The organism is Streptomyces sp. cmx-18-6, assembly GCF_046548915.1.
Taxonomy (GTDB): Bacteria; Actinomycetota; Actinomycetes; order Streptomycetales; family Streptomycetaceae; genus Streptomyces.
Genome location: NZ_JAEBEP010000003.1, coordinates 331,424 through 355,978 on the forward strand (window position 1 = coordinate 331,424; position 24,555 = coordinate 355,978).

The 24,555-nt window shown below is 71.8% G+C and carries 20 protein-coding genes and 2 pseudogenes; 9 read left to right on the forward strand and 13 right to left on the reverse strand.

The window, feature by feature from the left end; translation table 11 throughout:
* Positions 1-70: 70 nt before the first annotated feature.
* The 4 genes from ACLJPL_RS09620 to ACLJPL_RS09635 are packed head-to-tail and all read right to left on the reverse strand — an operon-like array spanning position 71 to position 5,820.
* Entirely contained in the window at positions 71-2,242 is a 2,172-nt protein-coding gene (locus ACLJPL_RS09620) for a 3-hydroxyacyl-CoA dehydrogenase NAD-binding domain-containing protein (protein ID WP_411080322.1), read from the reverse strand.
* A gap of 40 nt (positions 2,243-2,282) precedes the next feature.
* Positions 2,283-3,497, reverse strand: coding sequence for an acetyl-CoA C-acetyltransferase (locus ACLJPL_RS09625; protein ID WP_411080323.1), 1,215 nt, complete (start codon positions 3,495-3,497; stop codon positions 2,283-2,285).
* 38 nt (positions 3,498-3,535) lie between these two features.
* Positions 3,536-4,678: an acyl-CoA dehydrogenase family protein gene (locus tag ACLJPL_RS09630; RefSeq protein ID WP_411080324.1), complete on the reverse strand. Its 1,143-nt coding sequence runs from the start codon at positions 4,676-4,678 to the stop codon at positions 3,536-3,538.
* Between the two features lie 8 nt (positions 4,679-4,686).
* Positions 4,687-5,820, reverse strand: a complete 1,134-nt coding sequence (locus ACLJPL_RS09635; RefSeq protein WP_411080325.1) for a CaiB/BaiF CoA transferase family protein — start codon at positions 5,818-5,820, stop codon at positions 4,687-4,689.
* Between the two features lie 237 nt (positions 5,821-6,057).
* Here ACLJPL_RS09635 and ACLJPL_RS09640 point away from each other — a divergent pair, with 237 nt between their 5' ends.
* Complete coding sequence (locus tag ACLJPL_RS09640) at positions 6,058-7,248, forward strand: saccharopine dehydrogenase family protein (RefSeq protein ID WP_411080326.1); 1,191 nt, start codon at positions 6,058-6,060, stop codon at positions 7,246-7,248.
* Between the two features lie 27 nt (positions 7,249-7,275).
* Here the strand turns inward: ACLJPL_RS09640 and mmpA are convergent, their stop codons facing one another.
* Positions 7,276-7,419, reverse strand: coding sequence for a morphogenic membrane protein MmpA (gene mmpA, locus ACLJPL_RS09645; RefSeq protein WP_411080327.1), 144 nt, complete (start codon positions 7,417-7,419; stop codon positions 7,276-7,278).
* Positions 7,420-7,509: 90 nt separating this feature from the next.
* The gene (locus ACLJPL_RS09650) at positions 7,510-8,202 is read right to left on the reverse strand and encodes an endonuclease V (protein ID WP_411080328.1); all 693 of its coding nucleotides are present in this window, start codon (positions 8,200-8,202) and stop codon (positions 7,510-7,512) included.
* 78 nt (positions 8,203-8,280) lie between these two features.
* Here ACLJPL_RS09650 and ACLJPL_RS09655 point away from each other — a divergent pair, with 78 nt between their 5' ends.
* Both ACLJPL_RS09655 and ACLJPL_RS09660 read left to right on the forward strand, forming a co-directional pair.
* Positions 8,281-8,580, forward strand: a complete 300-nt coding sequence (locus ACLJPL_RS09655) for a YciI family protein (protein WP_411080329.1) — start codon at positions 8,281-8,283, stop codon at positions 8,578-8,580.
* Between the two features lie 35 nt (positions 8,581-8,615).
* Positions 8,616-8,810: pseudogene (locus tag ACLJPL_RS09660) on the forward strand (hypothetical protein); the annotation flags it as partial.
* Between the two features lie 50 nt (positions 8,811-8,860).
* Here ACLJPL_RS09660 and ACLJPL_RS09665 read toward each other — a convergent pair.
* The 3 genes from ACLJPL_RS09665 to ACLJPL_RS09675 form a co-directional block, all read right to left on the reverse strand.
* On the reverse strand, positions 8,861-9,391 hold the full coding sequence (locus ACLJPL_RS09665) for a hypothetical protein (RefSeq protein WP_411080330.1): 531 nt from the start codon (positions 9,389-9,391) through the stop codon (positions 8,861-8,863).
* 278 nt (positions 9,392-9,669) lie between these two features.
* Complete coding sequence (locus ACLJPL_RS09670) at positions 9,670-10,386, reverse strand: response regulator (RefSeq protein WP_411080331.1); 717 nt, start codon at positions 10,384-10,386, stop codon at positions 9,670-9,672.
* A 127-nt stretch (positions 10,387-10,513) separates the two neighbouring features.
* Positions 10,514-11,890, reverse strand: a complete 1,377-nt coding sequence (locus ACLJPL_RS09675) for a sensor histidine kinase (protein ID WP_411080332.1) — start codon at positions 11,888-11,890, stop codon at positions 10,514-10,516.
* 124 nt (positions 11,891-12,014) lie between these two features.
* Here ACLJPL_RS09675 and ACLJPL_RS09680 point away from each other — a divergent pair, with 124 nt between their 5' ends.
* From ACLJPL_RS09680 to ACLJPL_RS09695, 4 genes are all read left to right on the forward strand, one after another.
* Positions 12,015-12,800 (forward strand): ABC transporter ATP-binding protein, encoded by a 786-nt coding sequence (locus tag ACLJPL_RS09680; RefSeq protein ID WP_411080333.1) that lies wholly within the window; start codon positions 12,015-12,017, stop codon positions 12,798-12,800.
* Positions 12,785-14,506 carry a hypothetical protein gene (locus tag ACLJPL_RS09685; RefSeq protein ID WP_411080334.1) on the forward strand — a complete coding sequence of 574 codons (1,722 nt, stop codon included), beginning with the start codon at positions 12,785-12,787 and terminating at the stop codon, positions 14,504-14,506. Before ACLJPL_RS09680 ends, ACLJPL_RS09685 begins: the two co-directional genes overlap by 16 nt.
* A 248-nt stretch (positions 14,507-14,754) precedes the next feature.
* Positions 14,755-15,171 carry an SsgA family sporulation/cell division regulator gene (locus ACLJPL_RS09690; RefSeq protein ID WP_411080335.1) on the forward strand — a complete coding sequence of 139 codons (417 nt, stop codon included), beginning with the start codon at positions 14,755-14,757 and terminating at the stop codon, positions 15,169-15,171.
* 313 nt (positions 15,172-15,484) lie between these two features.
* Positions 15,485-17,119: an ABC-F family ATP-binding cassette domain-containing protein gene (locus tag ACLJPL_RS09695; RefSeq protein WP_411080336.1), complete on the forward strand. Its 1,635-nt coding sequence runs from the start codon at positions 15,485-15,487 to the stop codon at positions 17,117-17,119.
* 42 nt (positions 17,120-17,161) lie between these two features.
* On the opposite strand, the gene ACLJPL_RS09700 is transcribed toward ACLJPL_RS09695, so the two are convergent.
* The gene (locus ACLJPL_RS09700; RefSeq protein ID WP_411080337.1) at positions 17,162-17,596 is read right to left on the reverse strand and encodes an SgcJ/EcaC family oxidoreductase; all 435 of its coding nucleotides are present in this window, start codon (positions 17,594-17,596) and stop codon (positions 17,162-17,164) included.
* A gap of 338 nt (positions 17,597-17,934) precedes the next feature.
* Between ACLJPL_RS09700 and ACLJPL_RS09705 the strand changes: the two are divergent.
* Both ACLJPL_RS09705 and ACLJPL_RS09710 read left to right on the forward strand, forming a co-directional pair.
* Positions 17,935-20,284 (forward strand): annotated as a pseudogene (locus ACLJPL_RS09705) (ATP-binding cassette domain-containing protein).
* A 107-nt stretch (positions 20,285-20,391) separates the two neighbouring features.
* Complete coding sequence (locus ACLJPL_RS09710) at positions 20,392-21,366, forward strand: acyl-ACP desaturase (protein WP_411080338.1); 975 nt, start codon at positions 20,392-20,394, stop codon at positions 21,364-21,366.
* Positions 21,367-21,452: 86 nt separating this feature from the next.
* Here ACLJPL_RS09710 and ACLJPL_RS09715 read toward each other — a convergent pair whose 3' ends face one another.
* The 3 genes from ACLJPL_RS09715 to ACLJPL_RS09725 form a co-directional block, all read right to left on the reverse strand.
* Positions 21,453-23,180, reverse strand: coding sequence for a GMC family oxidoreductase (locus ACLJPL_RS09715; protein ID WP_411080339.1), 1,728 nt, complete (start codon positions 23,178-23,180; stop codon positions 21,453-21,455).
* A gap of 67 nt (positions 23,181-23,247) precedes the next feature.
* Positions 23,248-23,502, reverse strand: a complete 255-nt coding sequence (locus tag ACLJPL_RS09720; protein ID WP_411080340.1) for a WhiB family transcriptional regulator — start codon at positions 23,500-23,502, stop codon at positions 23,248-23,250.
* Between the two features lie 96 nt (positions 23,503-23,598).
* A complete protein-coding gene (locus ACLJPL_RS09725; protein ID WP_411080341.1) occupies positions 23,599-24,393 on the reverse strand; it encodes a VOC family protein in 795 nt (264 codons plus the stop codon).
* Positions 24,394-24,555 lie beyond the last annotated feature (162 nt).

Consider the following 24,555-nt stretch of genomic DNA (forward strand, 5'->3'; position numbering starts at 1 on the left):
GAAGAGCGGTTGGCCGCGTTCACCGCCCCAGTGACGGTGAACGCGGCCCGCAGCAGGTGCGGTTGGCGGGTCAGTCGTGGAACGTCTCGCCCTTCTCGGCCTTCTCCAGGAGCAGCGCCGGCGGCAGGAACCGGTCTCCGTAGCGCTCCGCCAGTTCGCGGGCGCGGGCCACGAAGCCGGGGAGGCCGCCCTCGTAACCGTTGATGTACTGGAGCACGCCGCCGGTCCACGGCGGGAAGCCGATGCCCATGATGGAGCCGATGTTGGCGTCGGCGACGGAGATGAGGACGTTCTCCTCCAGGCAGCGGACGCTGTCCAGGGCCTCGGAGAAGAGCATCCGCTCCTTCATGTCCTCGAAGGGCACGTCCGCGTCGGGCTTCGCGAAGTGCTCGCGCAGTCCGGGCCAGAGGGTGGTGCGCCTGCCGTCCTCGTCGTAGTCGTAGAAGCCCGCTCCCCCGCTGCGGCCCGGGCGCTCGAACTCGTCGACCATCCGGTCGATGACCTCGTCCGAGGGGTGGCCGGGCCAGACGCCGCCGGCCTCCTCCACCGCGCGCTTGGTCTCGTCGCGGATCTTGCGGGGCAGGGTGAGGGTCAGCTCGTCCATGAGGGAGAGCACCTTGGCCGGGTAGCCGGACTGGGCGGCGGCCTGCTCGATCGAGGCGGGCTCGACGCCCTCTCCGACCATGGCGACGCCCTCGTTGATGAACTGGCCGATGACGCGCGAGGTGAAGAAGCCGCGCGAGTCGTTGACGACGATCGGCGTCTTCTTGATGCGTCGTACGAGGTCGAAGGCGCGGGCCAGCGCCTCGTCGCCGGTCCGCTCGCCCTTGATGATCTCGACGAGCGGCATCTTGTCGACCGGCGAGAAGAAGTGCAGGCCGATGAAGTCGGCCGGGCGGGACACTCCCTCGGCGAGGACCGTGATGGGAAGAGTCGACGTGTTGGAGCAGAGCAGTGCGTCGGGCTCGATGACGTCCTGGATCTCCTGGAACACCTTGTGCTTGAGGGCGGTGTCCTCGAAGACGGCCTCGATGACCGCGTCGCAGCCCGCGAGGTCGGCCGCGTCGCCGGTCGGGGTGATCCGGGCCAGCAGTTCGTCGCGCTGCGCCTCTGTCGTACGGCCCCGGGAGAGCGCCTTGGCGAGCAGTTTCTCGCTGTACGCCTTGCCCTTGGCGGCCGCCTCGGTGGAGACGTCCTTGAGGACGACGTCGATCCCGGCCCTGGCGCAGGAGTAGGCGATGCCCGCGCCCATCATGCCCGCGCCGAGGACGGCGACCTTGCGGACCGGGCGCTCGGGGACGTCCTTGGGGCGGTTGGCCCCGGAGTTGACGGCCTGGAGGTCGAAGAAGAACGCCTGGATCATGTTCTTGGAGACCTGGCCGGTGACCAGCTCGGTGAAGTACCGGGCCTCGATGGTCAGGGCGGTCTCGAAGTCGACCTGGGAGCCCTCGACGGCCGCCGCCAGGATGTTGCGCGGCGCGGGCATCGGCGCGCCCGCGATCTGCTTCTTCAAGTTGGCGGGGAACGCGGGGAGGTTGGCCGCGAACTTGGGGTGGGACGGAGTGCCGCCGGGGATGCGGTAGCCCTTGACGTCCCAGGGCTGCTGGGACTCGGGGTTGGCGTCGATGAAGGCCCGGGCCTTTTCGAGCATCTCCTCGCGCGTGGCGGCGACTTCGTGGACGAGGCCGTTCTCCAGGGCGCGCTTCGGGGTGTACTGGGTGCCCTGGAGGAGCACCTTGAGCAGCGCGTCCGCGATGCCCATGAGGCGTACGGCACGGGTGACGCCGCCGCCCGCCGGGAGCAGGCCGAGGGTGACTTCGGGCAGGCCGATGCGGGAGCCGGGGGCGTCGAGGGCGACGCGGTGGTGGGAGGCGAGCGCGATCTCGTAACCGCCGCCGAGGGCAGCGCCGTTGATGGCGGCGACGACGGGCTTGCCGAGGGTCTCGATGCGGCGCAGGGAGCGCTTGATCTCGGTGCCGGTGTCGAAGGCGGCCTGGGCGTTCTCGGGGCCGACCTTGATCATGTCCTTGAGGTCGCCGCCCGCGAAGAACGTCTTCTTGGCGGAGGTGTAGATGATGCCCCGGATGGAGTCCTTCTCGGCCTCGGCGCGGTCCGCGATGGCGGCGATGGAGTCCTTGAACGCCTGGTTCATGGTGTTGGCCGACTGGTTCGGGTCGTCGAGGACGAGGGTGACGACGCCGCTCTCGTCCTGTTCCCAGCGGATGGTGGTGCTCTCGGTCATGTCGGTGTCTTCTCCGTAAGCAGGTGGGGCCGGGGACGGGTCAGATGCGTTCGACGATGGTCGCGACGCCCATGCCGCCGCCGACACAGAGGGTGACCAGGCCGAACTGCTGGTCGCGGCGCTCCAGTTCGTCGATGACGGTGCCGAGGATCATCGCGCCGGTCGCCCCGAGGGGGTGGCCGAGGGCGATCGCGCCGCCGTTGACGTTGACCTTGTCCAGCGAGAGGCCCATGTCCTTGACGAAGCGCAGGACGACTCCGGCGAAGGCTTCGTTGATCTCGACGAGGTCGATGTCGTCGATGGTGAGCCCGGCCTTGGCGAGCGCCTTGCGGGTGGCGGGTGCGGGGCCGGTGAGCATGATGGTGGGCTCGGAGCCGGAGACGGCCGCGGAGACGATGCGGGCGCGGGGGGTGAGGCCGTAGCGGTCCCCGGCCTCCTGGGAGCCGATGGCGACGAGGGCCGCGCCGTCGACGATGCCGGAGGAGTTGCCCGCGTGGTGGACGTGGTCGATCTTCTCGACCCAGTGGTACTTCTGGAGCGCCACCGCGTCGAAGCCGCCCAGGTCCCCGATGGCGGCGAAGGACGGCTTGAGGCCGGCGAGGGAGTCGGCGGTGGTGCCGGGCCGCATGTGCTCGTCGTGGTCCAGGACCAGCAGGCCGTTGCGGTCCTTGACCGGGACGACGGAGCGGGCGAAGCGGCCGTCCTTCCAGGCCGCGGCGGCGCGCTCCTGGGAGAGGGCGGCGTACTCGTCGACGTCCCGGCGGCTGAAGCCCTCGATGGTGGCGATGAGGTCGGCTCCGATGCCCTGCGGGGCGAAGCCGGTCTCGAAGCTGGTCATCGGGTCCATGGCCCAGGCCCCGCCGTCCGAGCCCATCGGCACCCGGGACATCGACTCGACGCCCCCGGCCAGCACGAGGTCCTCCCAGCCCGAACGGACCTTCGCCGCGGCCAGGTTGACCGCTTCGAGGCCCGAGGCACAGAAGCGGTTCTCCTGGACCCCGGCGACGGAGTCGGGCAGGCCGGCGGCGATGGCGGCGATCCGGGCGATGTCGGAGCCCTGGTCCCCGATGGGGGTGACCACGCCGAGGACGATGTCGTCGATGGCGGCCGGGTCCAGGCCGGGGAAGCGGGCCTGGATCTCGTGGATGAGGCCGACGACCAGGTCGATCGGCTTGGAGCCGTGCAGGGCCCCGTTGGCCTTGCCCCGGCCGCGCGGCGTGCGGATCGCGTCGTAGACGAATGCTTCGGTACTCAAGACAGCTGCCTTTCGAGGGTGGTTGAGAGGGAGGGGCGTCAGGCGAGCAGCGAGCGGCCGATGATCTCCTTCATGATCTCGGTCGTGCCGCCGTAGATGGTCTGGATACGGCCGTCGGTGAACGCCTTGGCGACCCTGTACTCGCTCATGTAGCCGTAGCCGCCGTGGAGTTGGAGGCAGCGGTCCGCCACGCGCTTCTGGAGCTCGGTGGCCCACCACTTGGCCATCGAGGCGTGGACCGCGTCCAGGACGCCGTCCGAGTGGTCGACGATGCACCGGTCGAGGAAGGTGCGGGTGACGGCGCACTCGGTGGCCATCTCCGCGATGTCGAAGCGGATGTGCTGGAGCTTGGCGAGCGGGCGTCCGAACGCCTCGCGCTCCTTGACGTACTGCGTGGTGATCTCCAGCAGGTGTTCGGCGGCGGCGATCCCGGCGACCGCTATGCCCATGCGTTCCTGGGCCAGGTTGGTCATCAGGTGGAGGAACGCGCCGTCGAGTTCACCGAGGAGGTTCTCCTTGGGGACGCGGACGTCGTTGAAGAACAACTCGGCGGTGTCCTGCGACTTCTGGCCGATCTTGTCGAGGTTGCGGCCCCGCTCGAAGCCTTCCGCGCCGCGCTCGACGACGATCAGGGAGAGTCCCTTGGCTCCGCCGTCCGGGGTGGTCTTGGCGACGACGATCACCAGGTCGGCCAGGATGCCGTTGGAGATGAAGGTCTTCGAGCCGTTGAGCAGCCAGTGGTCGCCCTTGTCCTCGGCGGTGGTGCGGATGGCCTGGAGGTCGGACCCCGCGCCCGGTTCGGTCATGGCGATGGCGGTGATGGTCTCGCCGGTGCAGAACCCGGGAAGCCAGCGCCGCTTCTGCTCGTCGGTGGCCAGGCCGGTGAGGTAGGGGCCGATGATGTCGTTGTGCAGGCCGATGGCGAGTCCGGCCGCCCCGGCCCGGGTGAACTCCTCGGCCAGGACCGCGCTGTAGCGGAAGTCGCTGGAGCCGCCGCCTCCGTACTCCTCGGGGACGGCGAGGCCGAGCAGCCCGGCGCGCCCGGCGGCGAGCCAGGCGTCGCGGGAGACGATCCCGTCCTGCTCCCACTGCTCGTAGTGCGGGAGCACCTCCTTGGCCAGGAAGGCCCGGACGGTCTCGCGGAACGCGTCGTGCTCCTCGGTGAAGATCTGGCGTTGCACAGGGTCTCCTAGTCGTGAGGGTCGGGCCGCAGTGCCGGTACGTCCCAGTCGGCGGCGACGGTTGCCGTGTCGGCCCCCGGCCGCGCCGGTCCGGTGCGTACGGAGACGGGGGTGGCGGAGAAGCGCGGGGCGGGCGCGGGCTGGGTGAGGCCGCCGTGCTCGACGTAGGTGGAGCGGGCGGCGAGGTGCGGGTGGTGCGGCGCTTCGCGGAGCGAGAGCACGGGGGCCACGCAGGCGTCCGAGCCCTCGAACACCTCGGTCCACTCCGCCCGCGTACGGGTCAGGAAGCGGGCGGTCACGACGGCCCGCAGCTCGTCCCAGCGGGCCAGGTCCCACTGGGCGGGGGCGGTGTCCGCGATGCCGAGGAGGTCGGTGAACTCCGCGTAGAACCGCGGCTCCAGCGGGCCGACCGCCATGTGGCCGCCGTCCGATGTGGCGTAGGTCCCGTAGAAGGGGCAGCCGCCGTCCAGCAGGTTCGCGCCGCGCCGGTCCTGCCAGCTCCCGGCGGCCAGCATGCCGTGGATCATCGTGGCGAGGTGGGCCGCGCCGTCGACGATCGCCGCGTCCACCACCTGCCCCGCACCCCCCTCCGTACGGGCGTGCTGGAGGGCGGCGAGGACGCCGACGACGAGGTAGAGCGAGCCGCCCGCGTAGTCGCCGACCAGGTTGGCGGGGACGGTGGGCGGTTCGTCCGGCTCGCCGATCATGGACAGGGTGCCGGTCAGCGCGATGTACGCGATGTCGTGCCCGGCCCGCTCGGCCAGCGGCCCGTCCTGGCCCCAGCCGGTCATCCGCCCGTAGACGAGGCGCGGGTTGCGGGCGAGGCAGGCGTCCGGGCCGACGCCGAGGCGCTCCGCGACGCCGGGGCGGTAGCCCTCGATGAGGATGTCGGCGCGTTCGACGAGGTCCAGGACGCGGGCCGGTCCTTCGCCGCTCTTGAGGTCGACGAGGACGGAGCGCTTGTTGCGGTTGGTGAGGTCGTACGCGGGGTCGATGCCGATGCCCGCGCCGCCGGGCCGGTCGACGCGGACGACGTCGGCTCCGAGGTCCGCCAGCAGCATCGCCGCGAACGGTCCGGGGCCGATGCCCGCCAGTTCGACGACGCGGACTCCCGTCAGCGGGCCCTGCCCGGTCTTCGTCATCTACGCGGTCCTTGCCATTGATGAGCCCCCAGCGGTGTGACACAACCGATGTAACATCAGTGATGCTAAGAACGCGCCCCGCTCCGCACAACCCCTCGGGCCGAGCAAGCGCTTAGCTCTTCACGCGATCCTCTCGTATCCCCCCGCGCATCGCCCCCGCCCGGCCGCACGCCGTCCCGGCGGCTCCGCTACTCTCTGCCTGCTGCGTCTCCCCCGTCCCCGTGCCCGGAGGTACCCGTGAACAGGCAGAACGGGGCGACCCGCCCCCTGGACGTCGTCCTCTTCGGCGCCACCGGCTTCGTGGGGATGCTCACGGCCGAATATCTGGCGCGGCACGCCCCGGCCGGGCTCCGCTGGGGGCTGGCCGGCCGCAGCCGCACCAAGCTGGAGCGGCTGCGCGGACAGCTCGCCGCGATCGAACCGGGCTGCGCAGGGCTGCCGTTGCTGGAGACCGACGCGGACGACGCGGACGCCCTGCGTGAACTCGCCGCCTCCGCACGGGTGGTGGCCACGACCGTGGGCCCCTACATCCTGTACGGCGAGAAGCTCGTCGCCGCCTGCGCCGAGGCCGGGACGGACTATCTGGACCTCACCGGCGAGGCGGAGTTCATCGACCGGACCTATGTGCGCCATGACGCGCGGGCCCGCGAGACGGGAGCCCGCATCGTGCACGCCTGCGGCTTCGACTCCGTACCGCACGATCTGGGGGCGTACTTCACGGTCCGGCAGCTGCCCGAGGGAGTGCCCCTGACCGTCGACGGCTTCGTCCGCAGCAACGCGGTGTTCTCCGGCGGTACGTTCGCCTCGGCGCTCACCGCGATGGGACGCGGCCCGCAGATGCTGCTCGCCGCCAGGGAGCGGCGGCTGCACGAGCCGCGCCAGGTGGGCCGCCGGGTCCGCACCCCCGCCGGCTCCCCGCACTTCAGCGGGGCCACCGGCGCCTGGGCGCTGCCGCTGCCGACCGTGGACCCGGCGGTCGTGGGCCGCTCCGCGCGGGCGCTGGAGCGGTACGGCCCCGATTTCCGCTACCGCCACTTCGCGTCGGTCAAGACGCTGCCGATGGCTCTGGGCGGCCCGGTGGCGGTGGGCGCGCTGGTCGCCGCCGCGCAGGTCGAAGGCGTACGCGAGTGGCTGATGGGGCGGTACGCGTCGGGGCAGGGTCCGGACGCCGAGCGCCGGAAGCGGAGCTGGTTCACCGTCCGCTTCATCGGGGAGGGCGGCGGCCGGCGGGTGTACACGGAGGTGTCCGGGGGCGATCCGGGCTACGACGAGACGGCCAAGATCCTCGCGGAGTCGGCGCTGTGCCTCGCGCTGGACGAGCTGCCGGAGACCTCCGGCCAGGTCACCACGGCGGCGGCGATGGGCGACGCGCTGCTGGAGCGCCTGACGGCGGCGGGGCTGCGGTTCCGGGTGGCGGCGGTGCGTTAGCCGGGAGCGCCGGGCCGGGGCCGCGCGCTAGAAGATCCAGCTGCCCACCGTGTACAGCATCGCGCCCAGCCAGACGAGGCCGACGACCCCGCCGAGGGCCATGCCGAGCGCGATGCGGCGCTGGGCGGGGTCGAGGGGCACGGTCCGGACGGCTGCACGAGAGGCGTTCATACGTTCAGCCTGCCCAGCGAAAGCCGTTGTCGCCATCCGTATTTCGTACCGATCCTGAAACCGGCTCCCCGGCGGCGCGCGGCGCGCGCCTCAGGCGGTCGCTTCCCGCAGGGTCTGCCGGCACAGGGCGTCCGCCCGGCGGGTGCTCTCCGGCTGGCGGAAGCGGCGGGCGAGGCGGAGCGTGTGGGCGCAGGCGTTGTCGAGGCTGATCCGGTGGCCCACGGAGACGAAGACCGGGTTGGTGTTCTCCTGGGTGCGCAGCGCCCGGCCCACCACCTCGTCGCCGTCCACCAGCGGGGAGAAGTCGCCGCGCCGGGGGCCGGGGGCTTCGTACGAAAAGGTGAACGGGTTCTTGCCGACGCCGATCACGGGCAGCCCGGTGAGCACGCCCAGGTGGCTGGCGAGCCCGAAGCGGCGCGGGTGGGCGAGGCCGTAGCCGTCGCAGATGACGAGGCCCGGGTCGACGGTCAGCGTCTCCAGGGCCTCCAGCACGGTGGGGAGCTCGCGGAAGGCCAGCAGCCCGGGGACGTAGGGGAAGGCGACCTTGCCGACCGCGGTGGCCTCGTCCACGGTCTCCAGCGTCTCGGCGTCCAGCACCACGGCCGCCGCGACGACGACGTCCTTCTCGTCGTCGTACGCAACGTCGACCCCGGTCACCAGTCCGGTCCCGGGCGCGGGACCCGGCTCGTCCAGCACCACCAGGCCGCGCAGGCGGTCCTGGATCGCCCGGCCCTCGGCTTCGTCGGCGGGGGTCTCATGGGCCGGAGTCGGCTGCGTCGTCATGACCAGCAGCTTAGGCGGTGCCGGAGGGGTCCCGGGGGCGGCCCTTCGCGGGCGGCCCGGTCCCGTAGCCTGGCGGCCATGTTCGTACTCGAATTGACCTACACTGCCCCGGTCGAGCGCGCGGACGCGCTGATGCGGGAGCACATCGCCTGGCTGGACGAGCAGTACGCGGCGGGCGTCTTCATCGCGTCGGGCCGCAAGAACCCCCGGGACGGCGGGGTGATCCTCGCAGTCGGGGGCGACCGGGCGCGGATCGAGGAGATCGCGGCGGCCGATCCCTTCGCCGCGCACGGGGTCTGCGCGTACCGGATCACGGAGTTCATCGCGACGAAGACGGCGCCGGAACTCGCGCCTTTCCAGCAGGAGCCGCCCGGCTAGTACTCCAGTAGTACTCCAGCTGTAGATCGTGATCTTGCTGGTCGGGGGCCGGTGTGGAGACGGGTGCGGCCACCGTTGATTCGTTGCGCACCCTGGTCAGGACTGCCGGATCCAGGTGGCGAGTGGAGGAGACCTTCCAGACCGAGAAGGGCCTGGCCGGACTCGATGAACACCAGGTCCGCCGCCACCCGTCCTGGAGCCGCCGCCAAGCCCGAGCCCAGGCCGGCCATTGCCATCGGCAAGCCGCACACCAGGCATGGATTCTCACCGAAGACCGGGATCAGGTCCGGCGGCGTCGGTAATAGGCATACGTGAGAACCAGAAGCAGGGGACCCCACAGGTTCATCAGCCCGCTCATCGCCATCGCGAGGACGTCCCAGCCCTCGTCGTACGGCCAGGCCGCCGTGCCGGCGGTAGCGGCTTCGTACAGCCAGTGGATGCCGAGCGCGGTGAAGAAGAGGCCCCCCAAGGTTGCGGGGACGATCGCGGCGGCCGGCGGGATGCGTCGCCCGCCCAGCCTCGGCACCCAGTGGGGAACGACCTCGCCCCAGCGGCGGACCAGTCCGAAGCTGAGCAGTGCGAGGATTTCGGTGAGGATCGTCAGCCCGATGACGTAAGGGGCGTTGTACCAGGCAGGGGGCATGGGCTCTCCGCCCATGCCGTACCCGAAGCCGATCGGTAGTCGCCAGATGCCGACAGGCAGTACGACCAGAGGGATGGCGTGTGCGACGCGCTCTGCCCAGGCGGGCACGCCGCGCTGTGCGGGGGCCGTCGCCTCGGAGTCTGGGTGGGAGTGCCTTGTCGTCGTCATGCATCCACCCTGCCGTGAGGCACGGCGACGCGTATCGACTCGGAGGTTGGCCTTGTCCGCCCCGCGTCCGCCTCGCGGTGGAGCAAGGTCAGCCTTCGAGATGACGAGGGCGGAGTTCCGCGGCTTGGGGGCGCGACGAACCTGCATACCAGGCAGCCCACTTCGTGGACGCCGAAGAGTCGATCGCCCACAGCTTGAAGGCTCTGCCCCACCTTCGATGAGCATGCTCGAACTTCGCTGCGGCAGGTCAATGAAGATCACGATCTACGGCTGGAGTACTAGGCGAAGCCCTCAGGGGTGTCCAGGGCATCGCGGTGGGCGGCGTCGTGGCCTCGGGCATCCTGTCCCCGGGCGTCGTGGGCCAGCAGGGCCAGCTGGATGCGGTTGTCGAGACCCAGTTTGCCCAGGGCGCTGGAGACCGTGGCCTTGACCGTGCCGACGGAGAGGAACAGCCGCTCTCCGATCTCCGCGTTCGACCGTCCGTCGGCGACCGCATCCGCGATCTCACGTTCGCGCGGCGACAGGAGCGCCAGCCGCCTTGCCGCATCAGCCGTACGCGTGTCGGCGCCGTCCCCGGCGGCCGCGTGGTCGATGAGGGCGCGGGCGGCGGAGGGCGAGAGGACCGGTTCGCCCCGGGCCGCCCGGTACACGGCCTCGACGATCTCCTCGGGTTCGGTGTGCTTGAGGAGGTAGCCGGCCGCACCGGCACGCATCGCCCGCACCACCAGCCCTTCGGCGTCGAACGTGGTGAGGACGATCACGCGCGGGCCCGGCTCCGGGACGCCGGTCACCTCGCGTGTCGCCGTGATCCCGTCCATCACCGGCATCCGGATGTCCATCAGCACCACATCGGGCGCGCTGGACCGTACGGCGTCCGCCACCGCCACGCCGTCTGCCACCTCGGCGACGACCTCGATCCCGGCCGCCCCGCGCAGCATCAGCCGCAGCCCGGCGCGGACCAGCGCGTCGTCGTCGGCCAGCAGCACCCGGATCATCCAGCTCCCCTTCGTATGAACTTCAGCATGAACATCTGTAGGAACGTCTGTGGGAACGTCTGTGGGAACGTCTGTGGGAACGTCTGTGAGAACTTCCTGTTCATGACGGTATGCCACGGCTCTGCGGTCAGGACCACGGCAGTCGCGCGAGGAGGACGAACGCGCCTTCCCTGCTGCCGTGTTCGAGGGAGCCGCCGTCCAGTTCCACCCGCTCGCGGAGGCCGGTGAGACCGGCTCCGGCACCCGGGATCTCGGAGGCGGTGACCCCGACCGGCAGCGGGCTGCGGACCTCCACGGTCAGCCCCGCGCCGGGCGCGCCGGCGACCCGTACCGTCACCCGCGCGCCCGGCGCGTGCTTGCGGGCGTTGGTCAGGCCCTCCTGGACCAGGCGGTAGGCGGTGCGCTGGACCTGGGAGCGCGGGGCGGGCCACGGCGGACCGGCGGGACCGGGGGCCTCCTCGCGTACGCCGGTGGGACCGCGAGTCCCGGCCCGTACGCCGGTCGCCGCGCGGCCCTCGGTCCGTAGATCGATCTGCTGGCCCGCCGCCCGCGCCTCCTCGACCAGGTGCGCGATGTCGGCCATCCTCGGCTGCGGGGCCGCCGTGCCGTCTGCCCCCGTGCCGCGCCGGTCCCCCGGGCCCGGCTCGTGGCGTTCGTCGGAGCGCAGCACATGCAGCATGTCGTGCAGCTCCTCCAGGGCCTGGTGCGCGTTGTCACGGATGACCTGTGCGCTCTCGACCATCTCGCTGCCGCTCAGCGCGGGCGCCCGGCCGGCGTCCGTCTGCTTCGCGCGGTAGACGAGGGCCCCGGCGTGTACGGAGAGCAGCGAGATCCGGTGGGCCAGGACGTCGTGCATCTCCCGTGCGATGGCGGCCCGCTCGGCCCGGCGGCTGTCGGCGAGCCGCCGGGCGTGCTCCGCGCGCTCCCGTTCCGCGTCCTCGCGCAGTTTCAGCACCAGCAGTCGGCGGGCCCGCAGCGCGCTGCCCCAGGAGAAGAAGACCAGGTAGTAGGCGAGGATGAAGGAGGCCACGGACCAGCCGCCTTCGTGGGGGACGCTGTAGACGAGGACGTAGGGGGCCACCGTCACGATGCACAGGGCGACGACCGGCAGCGCCCGCTGCCAGGGGACCCGGAGCCCGAGATTGAGCAGGATCACCGTCGCGGCGCCCACGGAGGTGTTGGCGAACGACATGGCCGGTAGCCCGATCAGGGCGACGGTCACCGGATACGACCGCCGCCACCACAGGGCCAGGCAGGCCAGCGCACCGAGCGGTACGTCCAGCACCCTGATCCAGAGCGGCAGGTGGTCGTAGTCGGCGACGACCCGGAGGAGCACCGCACCGCACAGAAGGGCCCAGCCGAAGGCGAGGGAGTCGACGACCCAGTCGCGCGGCGTACGGCGTGCGCGTCCGGCTTCCGGCGGGCCGGTGCGGCCCGCGACCGCCGCCCGCTCCCCGGGCAGCGGCGACCGGGGAAGGGGGTCACGGGTGCCGGATTCGCTCACCGGGGAAGCGTATGCGCACCCGGCCGCCCGTTCCGTCCGGCGGGACGGACTCTGGCCGGTCGGCCGGGGGCCCTGGCCGACCGGCCGATGGACCGGAGCCTCGGGGAACGGCCAGGCTCGGCGTATGGAAGACACGACTGCCGACACCATCGGCCCAGGCTTCGAACTGGCCGGTCTGACGAAGTCCTTCAACGGCAGACCGGCCGCCGACGCGGTGAGCCTCGCGGTGCCGCGTGGATGCCTGATGGGACTCGTCGGACCGAACGGCGCGGGCAAGACCACCTCCCTGTCGATGGCGGTCGGGCTGCTGCGGCCCGACGCGGGGACGGCGCGGGTGCTCGGCGTCGACGTATGGGAGCGGCCCGAGGACGCGAAGCGCCTGCTGGGCGTGCTGCCCGACGGTCTGGCGCTGCCCGAACGGCTGACCGGCGGTGAACTGCTCACCTACTGGGGGCAGTTGCGCGGTATCGATCGCGAAATCGTGCGTGCGCGGACCGTGGAGCTGCTGCGCGTGCTCGAACTGGACGAGGCGGAGAAGGCGGGCACCCTGCTCATCGAGTACTCGACGGGGATGCGGAAGAAGATCGGTCTGGCCACGGCGCTGCTGCACGCGCCGAAGGTGCTCGTCCTCGACGAGCCGTACGAGGCCGTCGATCCGGTGTCGGCGCGGGTGCTGACCGCCATTCTGCGGAGGTTCGCCGCCGCGGGCGGCTCGGTGGTCATCTCCAGTCATGTGATGCCGCTGGTGGAACAGGTCTGCGAGCGGGTGGCGGTGATCGCGGACGGGAAGGTGCGGGCGGACGGCACTCTCGCGGAGGTGAGCGGCGCGGGGACTCTGGAAGACGCCTTCGTCGCGCTGGTCGGTCAGCGCTCCGTCGCTGAGGGGGAGCTGACATGGCTGGATTCCTGACCGGGGCCGGCGGTGGATCGCCGACCGGTTTCCTGGGGATCGTCCAGGCGCTGGTGCGGCTGAAGTTCACAATCCTGGGCCACTCGTCCGACGGTGTGCGGCTCAGCCGGGTGGTCTTCTGGCCGGGGGCCGTCCTTGCCACCTGGGGCGCGGTCCTGCCGGCCGCCGGGGCGGACGCCCGGCGTGACGTGCTGCTGCTGGTGCTCGCGGTCTGGGGGGTGGGCTGGATGCTCGGCCCGGTCTTCGCGTCGGGGGCGGGGGTGCTGCGGCCGTCGTTCTTCTCGCTGCTGCCGGTGGGCCGGCGCCGTCTCGGCCTGGCGTTGCTCGTGGCGGCGTGCGTCGGATACGGCCCCGCCGTGACCGTGCTGGCACTGGGGGCCGTGGGCGTGCACGCCGTCGACCGGGGGTCTCTTCCGGTGCTGCCGGTGGCGCTGCTCGCCGTACCGCCGCTGCTGGTGTTCATGGTGGCGCTGTCGCGGACGGTGTACGCGCTGATGGGCTCGGCGATGGGATCCCGGCTCGGGGTGACCATGTCGGCGATCCAGTACGGGCTCCTCATCGCGGGGCTGTTCACCGGGTGGCTGGCGGTCTCCAGCACCCAGCAGGGGGTGGCGGCGGTCGTGCGTGACGGGCTGCCGGGCGAAACGGCGGCCCGGGTCCTGGAGGCATTCCCGACGGCGTGGCCGGTTCTCGCCGTCGAGGCGGCGGCAGGGGGCCGGTGGGGGGCGGCGCTCGGGTGGCTGCTGGCCCTGACGGCGGCCGCCGTCGCGATGGCGGGGGTGTGCGCGCTCGTGCTGACCCCGCGCACCCCGGTCCGCACCGCGCGGCGGCGCTTCCGGGCGCTGGGCAGCCGGGTGCTGACGGGGCGGCCGATCCTGCCCGGCACGGCGACGGGGGCGGTCATGGGGAGGGAGCTGCGGCAGTGGTGGCGCGACCCCTGGCGGTCGCTGGAGCTCCAGTCCGGCGCCTGGACCGGTCTGTTCATCGGGCTGATCGGGCTGATCTCCGGGGTGCCTGAACTGCTGGCCTTCACGGGGCTCGCGGTGGCGCTGATGACCGCGCTGACCTCGTGCAACCTGCTGGGCCAGGACGGAACGGCGCTCTGGCTGACGGTGGTCGGCGCGGACCGGGGGGCCGTGCGCGCGGACATCCGGGGCCGCCAGGCGGCGTTGCTGATCCTCTTCGGCCCGGCGTCGGTCCTCCTGACGGCGGCGTTCACGCCGTTCTCGGGCGAGCACCGGTTCTGGGCGCTCGCGCTGGCGCTGCTCCCGGCGGTGCTGGGCTGCGCGGTGGGGGTGGCGGTGCTGCTGTCGGTCATCGCGGCCACGCCGGGCGTCGATCCCAAGTACCGGGTCGGGCCGAACGACGCGGGAGACATCTCGTACCAGCTCTGGATCGCCCTGTACGGGACGCTGCTGCTCGCGCTGCCGACCGTCGCCCTCGCGGTGCCCGCGCTGGTGACGGGCCGGACGACGCTGGCCTGGGCGGCGGTGCCCGTGGGCGTGCTGAACGGGGCGGTGGCCGCGTGGCTGTTCGGCCGCATCGCGTACCGGCGGCTGGAGGCGCGGCTCCCGGAGACGTTCGTCCGGCTGCGTTACGGCAAGTCCATCGCCTTCCAGCAGCAGCCGGCCGGCGGTGGCTGGCTCGACCGGATGGAGCGCGGTTCCGTCAAGGGGAACCAGGAGCGGAAGCCGGTGGGCACCTGAGTTAGAGGAGGGCCCCCCGGGGGATGATCGGCGCTGGGTGAGCGGCGGCATGCGGCAGGTGATCGGTGGTGAGGCCCTTGGGGTGCCGCGCCACCGACGGGGCAGGAGTGCAGGTGCGTGGCGGATGCGGGCGGGCCGGTGAAAAGCGGTGACGCAGCTCACGCCACCAGCCGGTGCACGGATCGATGCTTTCCGTCGTCTACTCCATTGCCGGGAACCGTTCACCCAGCCGCGAGAGGGAGCAGGTCTTGTCCAGCGTTATCGAGCAGTCCGTGCAGGCTCGCATGGTCGCGTCCGCACCGCGGATGGAGACCCTGCCCGCCACTCTGCAGTACGACCGCGAGGACCCCTTCGCCGTACGGATGGCGTTCCCGGCCCCGGCGACCCTGGAAGGGACCGAGGTGTCCTGGGAGTTCTCCCGCGAGCTGCTGACGGCGGGGGTCGACACCCCGGCCGGCGAGGGCGACGTCCGGGTCCGGCCGTTCGGGTACGAGCGGACGGTGCTGGAGTTCCACGCGGCCGAGGGCATCGCCATGGTGCATGTGCGCACGGCTGAGCTGCGCCGTTTCCTGGAGCGGGCGCAGGAGCTGGTGCCGGTGGGCGACGAGTACCGCTATCTGGATCTGGACCGGGACCTGACCGATCTGCTCGGCGGGGCCTGCTGACGGGCGGACCACTCCGGGCGGGTGTACCGCTCCGGGCGGGTGTGCCGCTCTTGACGGGCTTCCCGGCCCCGCGCCCCGGGGGCGCGCCGACGCCCCCGTCGTAAAACCGTTTGCCGGGGTGTGCGCCCCGGTCCTACCTTCGTGATGTTCCTGTTGTCGTCGTATCGGAGAAGGACGTTGCTGATCTGAGGTCCCCCGCACCGTGCAGCGCCGGCCCGCCACGCCTCGTCGTGGTGTCAGGCAGCGCCCGTGTGCGATCTCAGTCCGCCGGCCGTCCTTGCTGTCAACTCCCCGACGTACACAGGAGATCCGTATGTCTGCGTCCGATGCCCACATCAGCTGTGCCTCCCTTTCCTTCTCCTGGCCGGACGGCTCCGAGGTCTTCACCGGCTTCGACCTGTCCGTCGGCCCCGGCCGCACCGGGCTGATCGGCCTCAACGGGTGCGGCAAATCCACCCTGTTGCGGCTGATGGCCGGTGAACTCGCCCCGCTGGAGGGGCAGATCCGCACCCGTGGTGAACTCGGCTACCTGCCGCAGACCGTGACCCTGGACACCGCTCTGCGGGTCGATCAGGTGCTCGGCATCGCGGACCGGCGTGCGGCGATCGACGCCGTCGAAGCCGGTGACGCCCGTGAGGAGCACTTCACGGTGATCGGCGACGACTGGGCCGTGGAGGAGCGCGCCCGCGCCGCCCTCGACGGGCTCGGCCTCGGGCACATCGGCCTGGACCGCACGGTGGGCGAGATGTCCGGGGGCGAGTGCGTGCTCCTGCGGCTGGCCGCCCTGCTGCTGGCCCGCCCCGGGGTGCTGCTGCTGGACGAGCCGACGAACAACCTGGACGCCGTCGCCCGCAACCGGCTGTACGACGCGGTGGACGCCTGGACCGGGGCGCTGCTCGTGGTCAGCCATGACCGGGAGCTGCTGGATCGGGTCGACCGGATCGCGGATCTGCGCGACGGGGAGGTCACCTGGTACGGCGGAAACCTGTCGGCGTACGAGGAGGCGCTCGCCGTCGAGCAGGAGGCGGCGCAGCGGATGGTGCGGGCCGCGGAGTCGGATGTGCAGCGGCAGAAGCGCGAACTGGGCGAGGCCCACATCAAGTTGGCGCGGCGCAGGCGCTACGGGCAGAAGATGTGGGACATCAAGCGGGCGCCCAAGGCGGCCATGGCCGGGCGCAAGCGGTCCGCCCAGGAGTCGGCCGGCAAGCACCGCATCCTGCACGCCGAGCGGCTGGCGGAGGCCCGGGAGCGGCTCGACGAGGCGGAGTCGGCGGTGCGCGAGGACGAGGAGATCCGCATCGTGCTGCCGCAGACCCGGGTCCACCCGGGCCGCGAGGTGCTGCTCCTGCGTGATCCGGTACCGCCCTACGGGCCGCCGCTGCGCGGGGAGTTGGAGGTGCGGGGGCCCGAGCGGATCGCGCTGACCGGTCGCAACGGCGCGGGCAAGACGGCGCTGCTGCGGACGATCGCGGGCGAGCTCGCCCCGGTCTCCGGCGAGGCGACGGCGCTGCTGCCGCTGGGCTTCCTCCCGCAGCGGCTGGACACGCTGGACGACGCGCTGTCGGTGGCGGACAACGTGAAGCGGTGGGCCCCCGGCCTGACGGACAACGGCGTCCGGGCCCGGCTGGCGCACTTCCTGTTCAAGGGGGGAACGGCGGACCGCCCGGCCGGGACGCTGTCGGGCGGGGAGCGGTTCCGCGCGACGCTGGCGATGCTGCTGCTGGCGGACCCGGCCCCCCGGCTGCTGTTGCTGGACGAGCCGACGAACAACCTGGATCTGGCGAGCGTACGGCGGCTGACCGAGGCGCTGGAGGCGTATGAGGGGGCGCTGATCGTGGCGAGCCACGACGTGCCGTTCCTGGAGTCGATCGGCATCACCCGCTGGCTGCGGCTGGACGGCGAGCTGCGGGACACCACGGCGGAGGCGGTGCGGACGGGGCGGGAGTGACACGGGCCGAGCCGCGACCCCGTGTCGCGGCTCGGCCGTCGCTCAGTGGATCGGCGTCGTCTGGGCCAGGGCGATGAGCCAGTCGTCGCCCTGCCGGGTCAGGACGTAGGTCAGGACACCGGTCGAGGGCAGTGTGGACGAGCCCTCCACCCCTTCCCGTTCGTCGTGGACGGTCTTGGTGAGGCTGACGACGGCGACGTCCGGGGTGGTGAACTGGATGTCGTCGACCTCCATCGACGTCCGGATGTCCTTGAGCGGGGAGGAGAGTGCTTGGGTCATGGCCGAAGCGAAGGCGTCCCGTCCGAAGAGGCGCCGCCCGACCAGGTTGACGATCACCACGTTCGCGGTGTGCAGCGCGAGCAGCGCGTCCGGGTCGGTCTGCGCCGCCTGGGCCCGCACGACGAGTTCGCGGATCCGCTGCTCGTCGGCGGCGGTGCCGGCGGAAGCGGTGGAGAGGGTGGGGTTCTCGGTGTTCATGGGGGAAACCTAGAACCTCAACCCGGCTTGAGGTCAACCCCTCCCGTCGACCTTTGTGGCGACGTGGGCCGGTCGGCGGTCAGTGATCACGCGGGGCGATCAGCCTCCGCGTCGGCGTCGCGCCTGCGGCCCGTGTGCGAGACGGCGACCGGTAGCCGGCAATCGGCGACAGCAGTGGGTGACGGCAGGCGGCAGACGGCAGACGGCAGACGGCAGACGGCAGACGGCAACCGTGGACTCCAGCTCAGGCCGTGTGGCCGCAGCGAACCGGTGGACGGCGGCAGATCCCCCGTAAAAGGCGACAGAAGCTGTCAGGTATCCCGCCTAGCGTCGTCGGTATGGATCACAGCACCGAACGCGGCATCGCCATCACCGGCGCGCACGAGAACAATCTCCGCGACGTCTCCCTCACCCTCCCCAAGGGCCGGATCACCGTCTTCACCGGGGTCTCCGGTTCGGGGAAGTCGTCCGTCGTCTTCGACACGATCGCCGTGGAGTCCCAGCGGCAGCTGAACGAGACCTTCACCTCCTTCCTGCGGAACCGGCTGCCGAAGTACGAGCGGCCGCGGGCCGAGTCCATGGAGGACCTGTCGGTGGCCGTCGTCATCGACCAGAAGCCGCTGGGCGGCAACGTCCGCTCCACGGTCGGCACCGCGACGGACATCTGGTCGGTGATCCGGGTGCTGTTCTCCCGGTACGGAGTCCCCGCCGCGGGCCCGGCGACCGCGTACTCCTTCAACGACCCTTCGGGGATGTGCCCGGAGTGCGACGGGGTCGGGCGTACGGTCCGGCTGGACCTGGACCGGGCGGTCGACTGGTCGAAGTCGCTGAACCAGGGGGCGCTGCTGCTGCCCGGTCTCTCGGTGGGCAGTTGGGAGTGGAACCTGTACGGAGGGTCGGGGCGCTTCGACAACGACCTGCCGCTCGGGGAGTTCAGCGAGGAGGACCGCCGACTCCTGCTCCACGGCTCGGGGTTCACCGTGCGCGTCGACACGCGGACCGGGTCGGCTCAGATGCGGTTCGAGGGGGTGGCGGAGCGGTTCGACCGGCTCTACCTCAAGCGCGACACCGCCTCGCTGTCGGACAAACGGCGTGCGGCGGCCGCCCGCTTCACCGTCGAGCGGGTCTGCGCCTCCTGCGACGGGGCGCGGCTCAACGCGGCGGCGCTCGCCACCCGCATCGACGGGCTCGCCCGCCGACTACGGGCGGATGGAGGTCGCCGACCTCGTCGGCGTACTGGCGCGGATCGACGATCCGGTGGGCGGCCCGATCGCGGCGGCGGCCCGTGAGCGGCTGGAGCGGCTGGTGGGGATCGGGCTCGGCTATCTCAGCCTGGACCGGGAGACGACGACGCTGTCGGGCGGCGAGGGGCAGCGGCTCAAGGTGGTTCGCCACCTGGGGAGTTCGCTGACCGGGCTGACGTTCATCTTCGACGAGCCGAGCGTCGGGCTGCACCCGCGCGACGTCGGGAGGCTGGGGGATCTGCTGGTACGGCTGCGCGACAAGGGCAACACCGTGCTGGTCGTCGAGCACGACCCGGACGTGATGGCGGTCGCGGACCACATCGTGGACATGGGCCCGCGCGCCGGTGCGGATGGCGGGCATGTCGTCTTCGAGGGGACGTTCGACCAACTGCGCGCGGCGGACACGCTCACCGGCCGGTGCCTGCGCCGACGCACCCCGCTCAAGGGGGACTTCCGCTCCCCCACCGGCCAACTCCCGGTCCGGGGAGCCGATCTGCACAACCTGAAGAAGCTCGATGTGTCGTTCCCCACAGGAGTGCTGACCGTCGTGACCGGTGTGGCGGGTTCGGGCAAGTCGACTTTGGTGTCGGAGGTGTTCACGGCGGCCCACCCGCAGGCGGTGGTCATCGACCAGAGCGCGATCACCGCGTCCTCCCGCTCGACCCCCGCCTCGTACATCGGCGCACTGGACGCCATCCGCAAGGTCTTCGCCCGGGAGAACGGCGTCGACGCCGGCCTGTTCAGCTTCAACTCCTCCGGCGCCTGCCCGGGTTGCTCGGGCCGGGGTGCGATCACCACCGACCTCGCCTTCATGGACCCGGTCACCACGACCTGCGAGGAGTGCGAGGGCCGCCGCTTCCACGACGACGTCCTGAGGCACCGGGTCGGCGGCCGGTCGATCGTCGACGTCCTGGACATGACGGCGGCGCGGGCGGTCGAGCTGTTCGAGGACCGCGCACTGCTGCGGAAGCTGCGGACGCTCGACGAGGTCGGCCTCACCTATCTGACGCTGGGGCAGCCGCTCAGCACCCTCTCCGGCGGCGAGCGGCAGCGGATCAAGCTCGCCACCCAGCTGCACCGCACCTCCAGCGTGTACGTCCTGGACGAGCCGACGACCGGACTGCACCTGGCCGACACGGGCGCGCTGGTGGATCTGCTGGACCGGCTGGTCGACGCGGGGAACACGGTGATCTGCGTGGAGCACAACCTGGAGGTGCTCAAGCGGGCGGACTGGGTGATCGACCTCGGTCCGGACGGCGGGAAGAAGGGCGGGGAGCTGGTCTTCGAAGGGACGCCGGACCGGCTGCTGGCGGACCCCGTCTCGGTTACCGCCCGGTATCTGCGCCGGGATCTGGAAATGCCGGAGGCCCTTGGGGTGTGTCCGGCGGAGCCGGGTCGCAAGCCGCCCGGCCGGGTCGTGAGCCGCCCGCATGACCGTACGTGATGGGGCGCCCGCGGGGACGGGCTTGGTTTTGCCCTTACGGTCGCCTTAACCTACGGTCACGTAACCTACGAAGCCGTAGGTAATTCTCCCGTCCCCAGGAGCTCCCCGTGACGATCGCCTCTCCCCACCTCGGCAGTTCAAAGGCGTGGACCGACGCCCAGCTGCTGTTCGCGCTGGAAGAGGTGGTGGAAAAGGAACTCAACCGCCATCTCAAGGTCGCCAAGGACTGGATGCCCCACGAGTACGTACCGTTCTCGGACGGCCGGAACTTCCCCGGCGTCTTCGAGGACGGCGAGGCGTGGGCGGCGGACCAGTCCAAGGTCACCGACATCGGCAAGATCGCCCTCGTGGTGAACCTCCTCACCGAGGACAACCTCCCCAGCTACCACCACGAGATCGCCTCCCTCTTCGGCCGCGACGGCGCCTGGGGCACCTGGGTGCACCGCTGGACGGCCGAGGAGGGACGCCACGGCATCGTGATGCGCGACTACCTGCTCACCTCGCGCGCCGTGGACCCGGACAAGCTGGAGCAGTTCCGCATGGCGCACATGGCGGAGGGCTTCGAGTCGGACAACCGGCACTCGATGCTGCACTCCGTCGCGTACGTCGCCTTCCAGGAGCTGGCCACCCGCGTCTCGCACCGCAACACCGGCCACCAGTCCGGCGACCCGGTGTGCGACCGGATGCTGGCCCGGATCGCGACCGACGAGAACCTCCACATGGTCTTCTACCGCAATCTGCTGGGCGCGGCCTTCGAGCTGGCCCCGGACCTCACCATGCAGGCCGTGCGCGACGTCGTCGTCAACTTCCGGATGCCCGGACACGGTATGCCCGGCTTCGAGCGGGCCGCCGCGCAGATGGCGATCGGCGAGATCTACAACATGCGCATCCACCACGACGACGTGATCCAGCCGGTCCTGCGCTACCTGAAGGTCATGGACATCGACGGGCTCGGCCCGGAGGGCATGAAGGCCCAGGAGGAGCTCGGCCTGTACATGGGCGGCCTCGACAGCGAGGCGGCGAAGTTCGACGAGAAGCTCGCCGCCCGCAAGGCCCGGATGCTCGCCCGCGGCCGCGCCTGACCCCCTCGCCCCGCCGCCCCGCCCGCACGGCATTCCGGCGCGGTGACCTGCTCGTACGTCACGCACCCGGCACTGGCCCCGTCGAGCTACCGGCCCGTCCCCGCCCGGGCGTCCGCGCGGATGAGTTCGGCGGCTCGCTCCGCGAGGGCCACGGTCGGGGCGTGGGTGTGGCCGCGGGTGATGCGCGGCATCACCGACGCGTCGACGACACGCAGTCCGCTCACCCCGCGCACCCGGAGCCGGGGGTCGGTCACCGAACCCTCGTCCTCGCCCATCCGGCAGGTGCCGACCGGGTGGTACAGGGTCTCGGCCGCCCCCCGGATCGCCCGGGCCAGCTCCGTGTCGTCGACCACGCCCGGGTAGAAGCCCATGGGTTCGCCGGTGTACGCGGCGAGGCGCGGCGAGGCGAGCAGGCTCTCCGCGCGGCGGACGCCCGCGATCAGGCGGCGGAGGTCGGACGCGTCGGTGAGGTACCCGGGGTCGATCCGCACCCCGGCGGAGTCGGGGGCGAGGGTGATGCGACCGGTGCTCCCGGGCTGGAGCAGGATGACGCCGAGGGTGATGCCGTGCTCGGTGGGGGCGGCCAGTCCGTGGTCGACGAAGGGCGCCGGCGCGAAGATCAACTCCAGGTCGGGGGCGGTCTGTTCCGGCGTGGAGCGGATGAACGCGGCGGCCTCCCCGACGTTGGAGGTCAGCGGCCCGCGCCGGGCCAGGAAGTAGCGCGCGAGGTTGGCAGGCGTGTCGGCTCCGGTCAGGCTCACCGGTCGCGGGCAGCGCACCGTGACGGCGAAGGACAGATGGTCCTGGAGGTTCCTGCCGACGTCCGGGGAGGCCGCGCGCACCTCGATCCCCGCCGCTCCGAGCTCCTCGGGGTCGCCGATGCCGGAGCGCAGGAGCAGGTGGGGCGAGCCGATCGCGCCCGCGCTGAGGATCACCTCGCGGCGGGCGGTGAGGCGGCCGGGACCGGCCTCGGTGTGCACGCCGGTGACCCGTGGGCCGTCGAAGGCGAGGGCGCGGACCCGGGTACCGGTGAGGACGTCGAGGTTGGCCCGGCGGGCGGCCCGCTTCAGATAGCCGTCCGCCGCGCTCCAGCGGCGGCCCCGGCGCTGGTTGAGCGGGGTGAGGGCGCAGCCGCTGTGGTCGGGCACGTTGAGCTCGGGCAGCTCCGCCAGGCCCTCGGACCGGCACGCGGCCAGGAACGCCGCGCTCAGCGGGCTCGGGTCGCGGGGCGGCGAGATGAAGAGCGGCCCCTCGGTGCCGTGGACACTGCTCGCGGTGGTGGGGCCGGTCCACTGCTCCGCCCGCCGGAAGTACCGTACGAACGTGTCGTGGGACCAGTCCTCCCCCGCACTCCGCGCCCAGGCGTCGTAGTCGTCCCGGTGGCCGCGCACCCACATCATCGCGTTGATGGACGAGGACCCGCCGAGGACGTGGCCGCGCGGCCAGTACAGCTCGCGGCCGTCGAGCCCCGGCTGGGCGACGGTGTGCAGATTCCAGTCGTACGGGGTCTTGAACAGCTTCGGGAAGGCCGCCGGGATGCGGATCTCCAGCTTCCGGTCGGGCCCGCCGGACTCCACGAGTGCGACTCTGACCGTGGGGTCCTCGGAGAGCCGGGCGGCCAGGACACAGCCCGCCGATCCCGCGCCGACGACGATGTAGTCGTAGGCGGTGCGGTCGTGGGCGGCGGTACGGCCGTGGGCGGCGGCGTGGCCACGGGTGGTGGCGTGGTCGTGGGTGGTCGCACGGCCGTGGGGGGTCGCACTCCCGTGGGTGGTGCGCTCCCCCGGTGTCCCGGACTGCTCCTGCACGCTCATCGCGACTCCCCTGCCCGGTGCGGACGCCTGTGGCGGACAGCGGAAGTCTGGCATGGGCGGGGGCGGTTCACCCCTGGTTGCGCTCTTCCCGGCGCAACCTCTCCCGCTCCTTCTCGGAGAGCCCGCCCCAGACGCCGAACCGCTCGTCGTTGGCGAGCGCGTACTCCAGGCAGGCCACACGCCCCTCGCAGGCCCCGCACAGCTGCTTGGCCTCGCGCGTCGAACTGCCGGGGGCCGGGAAGAAGAACTCGGGGCCGGCCTGCGCGCACAACGCGGTCTCCTGCCAGGCGAGCGCGTCGTCGGTGATCGTATTCATCAGCATGGGGAACACGGTGCCCGGCCGCGATAAACGACTGATCAACGATTCATCAATCGCCGCGCGGGAGGCCCCGGGAACCCCCTGGCGTTCCGCTGCCCGCTACTGCCTCGGCTGGGGCTTCATCAGCGCGAAGACCGCCCCGTACGGATCGGTGACGTTGGCCATCGTGCCGACGCCGGGCACCTCCATCGCCGGCAGCGCCTCCGCACCGCCGAGCCGCCGCGCGGCGGCCACCGCGGCCTCCACGTCGTCCACCGCGAAGTACGGCATCCAGTGGGGGCCGCGCGCGGCCTCGGCCGGGACGTCGCCCATCGTGACCAGGCCGCCGAACGACAGCTCCGGGCCGGCGCCGGCGGGATGGACCGTGGTGTAGACGTACTCCGTGCCCTCCACCTTCAGCGCTTCGGTCCGCCAGCCGAAGACGTCGGCGAAGAACACGGCCGCCGCCGGGACGTCCGGGGTGTACAGCTCGGCCCAGAGCAGCGAGCCCGGCTGCTGGATGACGCCCAGGCCGGGATTCTGTCGCGGCTGCCAGACGCCGAAATAGGCTCCGGCCGGGTCGGTGAAGCCGCCCATCCGGCCGTAGTCGAGGACGTCCATCGGCTCGAACGCGGACCGCCCGCCCGACCGGGTCACCAACTGGGCGGTGGCGGAGATGTCGGGCGACTGGAAGTAGACCGTCCAGGCGCTGGCGGACTGGTCCTCGGGGACCGTCATGACACCGCCCGCGGTGTGGCCGTCCAGGGTGAACATCCCGTACCCGCCGACCTCCGGGCCGCCGGGGACGTGCTCCCAGCCGAAGAGTCCGCCGTAGAAGGCGACGGCCCCCTCAAGGTCGGGCGTGCCCAGATCGATCCAGTTGGGCGCTCCATCGGGGAAGGCGGGGTTGAGCATGACGTGCTCCTTCGGCGGATCCCATGGCCCGCACGCGCGCACAGCGGTGCGGGGCTGTTTCCCTGTCCCGTCGAGTCTCGCACCGGCCACTGACAACCGCAGTCCGCGAAGGGCCGTCCGGGCCGGGAGGACTCGTACGGCCGGGGGCAGGGGTGGCGACAC